This window comes from Polaromonas sp. P1_E1_2 (assembly GCF_056406035.1).
This window is the reverse complement of the sequence record NZ_JBFUAZ010000193.1, coordinates 1-6,544: the sequence shown is the minus strand read 5'-3', so window position 1 is coordinate 6,544 and position 6,544 is coordinate 1. Positions and strand designations below refer to the sequence as shown.

Annotated in this window: 5 protein-coding genes; 4 read left to right on the top strand and 1 reads right to left on the bottom strand. The window is 63.7% G+C overall.

The window, feature by feature from the left end:
* The 4 genes from AC1D1P_RS11015 to AC1D1P_RS11000 all read left to right on the top strand — a co-directional run.
* Positions 1 to 762, top strand: a 762-nt coding sequence (locus AC1D1P_RS11015) for an alpha/beta hydrolase domain-containing protein (protein ID WP_477672994.1), incomplete at its 5' end; no start/stop codon positions are given.
* A 55-nt stretch (positions 763 to 817) separates the two neighbouring features.
* Positions 818 to 1,801 (top strand): Bug family tripartite tricarboxylate transporter substrate binding protein, encoded by a 984-nt coding sequence (locus AC1D1P_RS11010; RefSeq protein WP_477669059.1) that lies wholly within the window; start codon positions 818 to 820, stop codon positions 1,799 to 1,801.
* A 7-nt stretch (positions 1,802 to 1,808) separates the two neighbouring features.
* Positions 1,809 to 2,639, top strand: coding sequence for an enoyl-CoA hydratase/isomerase family protein (locus AC1D1P_RS11005; protein ID WP_477672993.1), 831 nt, complete (start codon positions 1,809 to 1,811; stop codon positions 2,637 to 2,639).
* The gene (locus AC1D1P_RS11000; RefSeq protein ID WP_477672992.1) at positions 2,626 to 4,179 is read left to right on the top strand and encodes a malonate--CoA ligase; all 1,554 of its coding nucleotides are present in this window, start codon (positions 2,626 to 2,628) and stop codon (positions 4,177 to 4,179) included. The genes AC1D1P_RS11005 and AC1D1P_RS11000 overlap by 14 nt, the downstream gene beginning before the upstream one ends.
* A gap of 9 nt (positions 4,180 to 4,188) precedes the next feature.
* On the opposite strand, the gene AC1D1P_RS10995 is transcribed toward AC1D1P_RS11000, so the two are convergent.
* Entirely contained in the window at positions 4,189 to 6,324 is a 2,136-nt protein-coding gene (locus tag AC1D1P_RS10995; RefSeq protein WP_477672991.1) for an acyl-CoA dehydrogenase, read from the bottom strand.
* Positions 6,325 to 6,544: the final 220 nt, after the last annotated feature.

The window sequence follows — 6,544 nt, the reverse complement described above, 5'->3', positions numbered from 1 at the left end:
GGCTTTGACAACAGCCTGCCGGGCGTGGGCCTTCCAACGGCAGGCGCCAGTTGTCCGGGCAATAATTTCGGCACGGGTGTATTGCCTGCCAACCCGGTGCCGCATACCGAAACCGTGAACGCGCTGCGCGTGCACTTTCGTAACTGGGTGATGCGCGGCACCGAGCCACCGCCCAGCCGCTGGCCCACCCTGGCGCCGCGTGCGGGCGAGCCGCGCGGCACGCTGGCGCTGGCTACCAAGGAAGGCATCGGCTTTCCCACGCTGCCGCAGTTGCGCCCCACCGTGCCCGAGCCGGACTTCATCATGCCGGTGCTCGACTATGACTGGGGCCCCGCCTTCAATCCTGCCGATGGCTCGGGCGTGGCATCCAATGCGCCGCCGCCCATCCGCCGGGTGCTGCCCATGCTGGCGCCGCGGGTGGACGCCGATGGCAATGAGCTGGGCGGCGTGCCGGTGGTGCTGCTCGAAGCGCCGCTGGGCACTTACCTGGGCTGGAACATCACGGCGGGCGGTGCCCGGCCGTTCCACCAGGGGCAGATCTGCAATTACGTGGGCGGCATGGTGCCCTTTGCCCGAACGGCGCAAGAGCGCGGTGCCAACGGTGACCCGCGCCTGTCGCTGCAGGAGCGCTACGGTTCGCACGAGGGCTATGTGGCCGCCGTACGCAAGGCCACCGACAAAGCCCAGGCCCAGGGCTTCCTGCTGGCCGAAGACGCGGTGCGCTTAATCAAGGCTGCCGAAGCCAGTGCGGTGCTGCGCTGAAGGCGATTTTTACCGAATATCATCCCGTAGTAAAACCCATCAAAGGAGACAAACCATGATTTCATTTAACCGGCGCGACGTCCTGCGCATCGCTGCGGCCAGTGCTGCAACCGCATCACCCCTGCTGCATGCGCAGTCAGCCTGGCCCACCAAGCCAGTGACGATGATCGTGCCGTTTCCAGCCGGTGGCGGCACCGACGCATTCGCCCGCCCGCTGTCCGCCCAGTTCGCGAAGCTGACCGGCAAGCAGCTCATCATCGACAACCGCGGCGGCGCCGGCGGCACGCTGGGGGCCAGTATCGCTGCCAGGGCCCAGCCCGACGGCTATACGCTCTTCATGGGCGCAGTGCACCACACCATCGCGCCCTCGATGTATCCCAAGCTGGACTACGACATCGAGAAAGATTTTGTGCCACTGGCCCTGATGGCCAACGTGCCGCAGGTGCTGGTGGTCAACCCCCGCAACTTGCCGTTCCCCGACTTCAAGGCCTACCTTGAAGCTGTGCGCAAGGCGCCGGGCAAGTACAACTACGGTTCGGCCGGCGCGGGCACTTCGCACCACCTGGCCGGCGAGTTGTTCAAGCAGCAGACCAAGACCTTCATCACCCACATTCCCTACCGCGGCGCGGGCCCGGCCCTGCAGGATTTGATTTCCGGCAATGTCGACATGATGTTTGACGGCCTGGGCTCTTCCGCCAACCATATCAAGGGCGGCCGGATCAAGGCGCTCATGGTGTCCGGCACCAAACGCAACCCGGCTTTCCCGGATGTGCCCTGCGCCGGCGAACTGGGCTTGCCCAACTACACCGTGACCACCTGGTACGGCATGTGGGCGCCCAAGGGTACGCCGGCAGACGTGCAGGCGCGCATCGTGGAAGACCTGCGCAAAGCCGCCACCACCGACGAGCTCAAAGCCATCTGGGCCAACAACGGCGCGGACTTCGGCAACCTCACGCCGCAGCAATTCGGCGCGTTCGTGAGCGGCGAGGTCAAACGCTGGTCGGCCGTGGTGAAAGCCTCTGGCGCCAAACTCGACTGATCCCTTGATGACCGGTGTCGTTTTACTGGAAGTGAAGGGCCCCGTTGCCTTTGTGACGCTGTCCCATCCCGGCAAGCTCAATGCCATGTCTCGCGCCATGTGGCGCGAGTTGCGCGCGGCGTTTGAGCGCATCCAGCAAAGCGCAGCGTTGTGTTGCGTGCTGGTGCGGGGAGAGTGCGGGCAATTTTGCGCGGGCGGCGACATCTCCGAATACGCCGGCTTTCGCTTTGAAGAAGCGGGTCTGCGCGCGTTTCATGAAGACGATGTATGGGGCGGCTTGCAGGCCATGCTGGACTGCGACGTCCCCATCATCGCGCAGATCGAAGGCAACTGTATAGGCGCCGGCGTTGAGATCGCCAGCTGCTGCGATATCCGCATTGCCGGCGATACGGCAAAGTTTGGTGCGCCCATCGCGAAGCTCGGGTTCCCGATGGCGCCGCGCGAGGCTGCACTGGTGATGCGTGCCGCCGGGGAGCTGACCGCTCGGGAGATGCTGCTTTCGGCTGCCGTTCTGGGGGCCGCCGAGATGAAGCAGCGCGGCTTTCTCAACCAGGTTGCTCCAGGCCAGGACGTCGGGGCCCTGGTCATGGCTTGCGTGGATCGCACCTGCGCCCTTGCGCGTGGCGCCGCGCGCCTGAATAAACAGGCATTCAGGGCTCTGGCGCCCACTGGATCAGCGCAACCAGCTACTGATTTGATAGCAACAGCCTACCGTTATGCACCTTCTGCCGAGCACCGGGAAGGTATTGCCGCTTTCACTGAAAAACGCCTGCCCCGGTTTGATCGCCGAGCGGCCGAAATTCCAACCATAGCCAGCCTGACCCATGAAAAACCATAACCTGTTTGCAGCGCTTCGAGCCGCGTTTCCTTCTTCGCTCAATGAAGTTGCCGTCGAAACCGACAACGGCCTTTGCTATTCGTGGCGCGACCTCGAACGCGGCACTGCGATGATGGCCAACCTGCTGGCTTCGCTGGGGTTGCCTGAAGGGGCCAGGGTGGCGGTGCAGGTCGAGAAGTCGGTGGAGGCCATGATGCTTTACCTGGCGACGCTGCGCGCCGGCTATGTGTTTTTGCCGCTCAACACTRCCTACCAAAGCGCCGAGATCGAATACTTCATCGGCAACGCGGAGCCGTCGGTGATGGTCTGCAGCAGCAAGAATTTTGGCTGGGTCAGCAAGATCGCCTTCAAGGCCGGCACGCAGAACGTGTTCACACTGGACGATGACCGCACAGGCTCGCTGCTGGACCGTGCAACGCATTGCAGCGACCGGCATGAAGTGGTGGCACGGCGGGCGGACGACCTGGCCGCCATCCTCTACACCAGCGGTACCACCGGCCGCAGCAAGGGCGCCATGCTTTCCCACGGCAACATGCTGAGCAATGCGCTGGTGCTTAAAGATGCCTGGGGCTGGACGGCTACCGGAGGGCCCGAAGGCCGTGGCGATGTGCTGATCCATGCCCTGCCGATTTTTCATGTGCACGGACTCTTTGTTGCCATTCACGGTGCGCTCATCAACGGCAGCAAGATGATCTGGCTGGCCAAATTCGACCCCAAGCTGGTGGTGAAAAAGCTGCCCCAAGCCACGGTGTTCATGGGAGTGCCCACGCTGTATGTGCGCCTGCTGGCCGAGCCGGGCCTGACGCGCGAGGCTTGCCGCAACATGCGGCTCTTTGTGGCGGGGTCGGCGCCTTTGCTGATCGAGACCTTCAACGAGTGGAAAGAGCGCACCGGCCACACCATTCTGGAACGCTACGGCATGTCGGAAACCGTGATGCTCACGTCCAACCCCTACCAAGGCGCCGAGCGGCGCGGCGGTACGGTGGGCTTTGCGCTGCCGGGTGTCAGCCTGCGTGTGCAGGACGAAGGCGGCGAGTCATTGCCGGCCGGCGAGATCGGCGGCATCCAGGTCAAGGGCCCGAATATTTTCAAGGGCTATTGGCGCATGCCGGAGAAGACAAAAGAAGAGTTCACCGCAGACGGCTACTTCAAGACCGGCGACGTGGGCAAGATCGACGAGCGCGGCTACATCGTCATCGTGGGCCGCAGCAAGGACCTCATCATCAGCGGCGGCTACAACGTCTATCCCGCCGAAATCGAAGGCTACATCAACGACATGCCTGGCGTGGCCGAAAGCGCGCTGGTCGGTGTGCCGCACCCGGATTTCGGCGAGGTCGGCGTGGCCGTCGTTATCGCCAAGCCGGGCGTCGTGCTCGAGGGCAGCGGGATTGTGGGCGAATTGAAATCGAAGCTGGCCAACTTCAAGATTCCCAAGCACTGCTTTGTGGTCAGTGAATTGCCGCGCAACACCATGGGCAAGGTACAGAAGAATTTGCTGCGTGAGCAGTACAAGGGATTGTTTACCCGGGCCGCGGCTTAAGAACAGGTTCTAAGGCGCAAAGTCGTCGACCTGGATCACCTTGTCGGCGGCGCGTAAATAAGCCAACGCCAGGTCCGGGCGGCTTGAGGCTTTCGCGGCGTGCTCCATGGACTGATTGCTGCGCACGGCCTTGTTCAGCGCCACGGTTTCTTCGCCGAGCTGCGTTGCCAGATCGAGCGCATCCATCAGGTCGCGCAGCCCGCCGCTGGTAGGCGTTGCCAAGTCAGGGCACAAGCGTTTCACCACGACGGGGTGGGTTCGCAGAAGTTTGGCCAGCTCCAGCAACTGAACATCCCGAAGCGGTGCCAGGCGTGTGCTGCGGTTCAGCACCAGCGCACCCACTACACGCCTTAGCGGCGAAGGAAAGTTGGCATAGAGGGCCTCCAGCGTGTTGCCGGCTTCATCGAGCCGTACGCGAATGGCTGCCTGTGCGACCGGCAGCATATTCGTATCCTTGTCGACGGCATAACGCCAAAGGCAGGCGCTGGCCATGTAGAGGTGGGCCAGCACATCGCCCAGCCGGGCCGACAGCAGCTCCATGCGCTTGAGCTTGCCGCCCAGCAAGCCCATGGCCAGGTCGCAGGTCAATGCGTACTGGCTGCTCAAGCGGGCGATGAGTCGGGCTTCTTTTTCCAGGCCCGCGGGGGGCGAGCCTTGCAAGGGTGCACCGGCTATGCTGTGCCAGAAGTTACGCAGCACGTGTCCGCCATGGCCGATCAGCGCTTCCCCCAGCGCCTGCGCATCGTTGCCTTGCACGGCTTGCATTTCCTTCATCACGTAGGGGTGGCAGCGCACCGCGCCTTGTCCAAAAATGATCAGCGAGCGGGTCAGGATGTTGGCGCCTTCCACGGTGATGGCAATAGGCGCGCCGCGGTAAGCCACCGACAACAGATTGGATGGCCCCTGGATGATCCCCTTGCCGCCCAGGATGTCCATGCCGCGGTTGACGGCGCGCCGGCCGGCTTCGGTCAGGTGCACTTTCAGGATGGCGCTGGCCACGCTGGGCTGCTCGCCCTTGTCGAGTACGGCGGCGGTGTAGCGGCGTGCGGCGTCCGTCGCATAGAGCTCACAGGCCATTTCCGCAATCACGCCGGCAATCGCGTCGAAGCGGCCGATGGGCAGGCCGAACTGCTCCCGCACCTGGCCGTAACCGTTGGCGACGAAAAGCGCGGTTTGCTGCATGGCCGAGCCCAACGCCGGCAGGGAGATCGCGCGCCCCGCCGCCAGGCATTCCATCAGCATGCGCCAGCCCTGGCCGACCTGCTGCTCGCCACCGATGATCCAGTCCATGGGGATGAAGACTTCACGGCCTTCGATGGGACCATTCATGAAGGCGGCGTCCATCRGCCGGTGCCGCCTGCCGATCTGCATGCCCGGTTGCGGCACGGGAATCAGCGCGCAGGTGATGCCCAGGTTGCGCTGTCCTTCGGGCAGGGTTTCGTCCACCGCGTTGAAGGCCAGGCCGACTACGGTAGCCACCGGCGCCAGGGTGATGTAGCGCTTGGAGAAATCCACACTGAAGCCGCGCACCATGACGCCGTCGATCTCGCGCGCGGTGACAACGCCGCGGTCAGGGATGGATGCGGCATCGGAGCCCGCATAAGGCGAGGTCAGTCCGAAGCAGGGCAGGTCGCGGCCATCGGCCAGGCGTGGCAGGTAGTGCTCTTTTTGCGCCGCTGTGCCATAGCGCAGCAACAGTTCGGCCGGACCCAGCGAATTGGGCACCATGACGGTGACTGCCGCAGAAATATTGAGTGTGGCGATACGCGTCACTACCGTGGCATGGGCGTAGTGGCTGAAGCCGAGGCCGCCCCACTCCTCGGGAATGATCATTCCGAAGAAGCGCCTGCCGCGCATGAAAGCCCAGACTTCGGCCGGCAGGTCGCCAGCCTGGTCGATGGCGAAATCGTCCAGCAGTGCGCACAATGCCGTGACCTCGTTGTCCAGGAAAGCCTGCTCTTTGGCGCTCAGTACATTGGGTCCAGCGGCCAGCAGGGCATCAAAATGGGGCGTTCCCGAGAACAGCTGGCCTTCGAACCCGACCGTGCCCGCCTCCAGCGCTGCCCGCTCGGTATCGCCCATGACGGGCAGTGCACGGGCAAAGGGTTTCATGGCGGCCTCGCCTAACCATCGGGTCAATCCCATGGGTTTCTCCTGAGCTGAAAGTAAGGGGTTGCCCTTAGCGTATGCAGCGCAGGCCAATTGGGCAGCCGTCCTTGGGCGTATCTGGCTGTAGGCGAATTGGCCCAGATGCCGGGCTGCCGTGGAGGCAAGCCCCGGGGAGAAAAAGTTCCCGCGGCTCTAGGGCCTGTCATCATATAAATCKCCCCCGCGTGGCATCCGGAAAAGGCCGCAATCTAGGCGC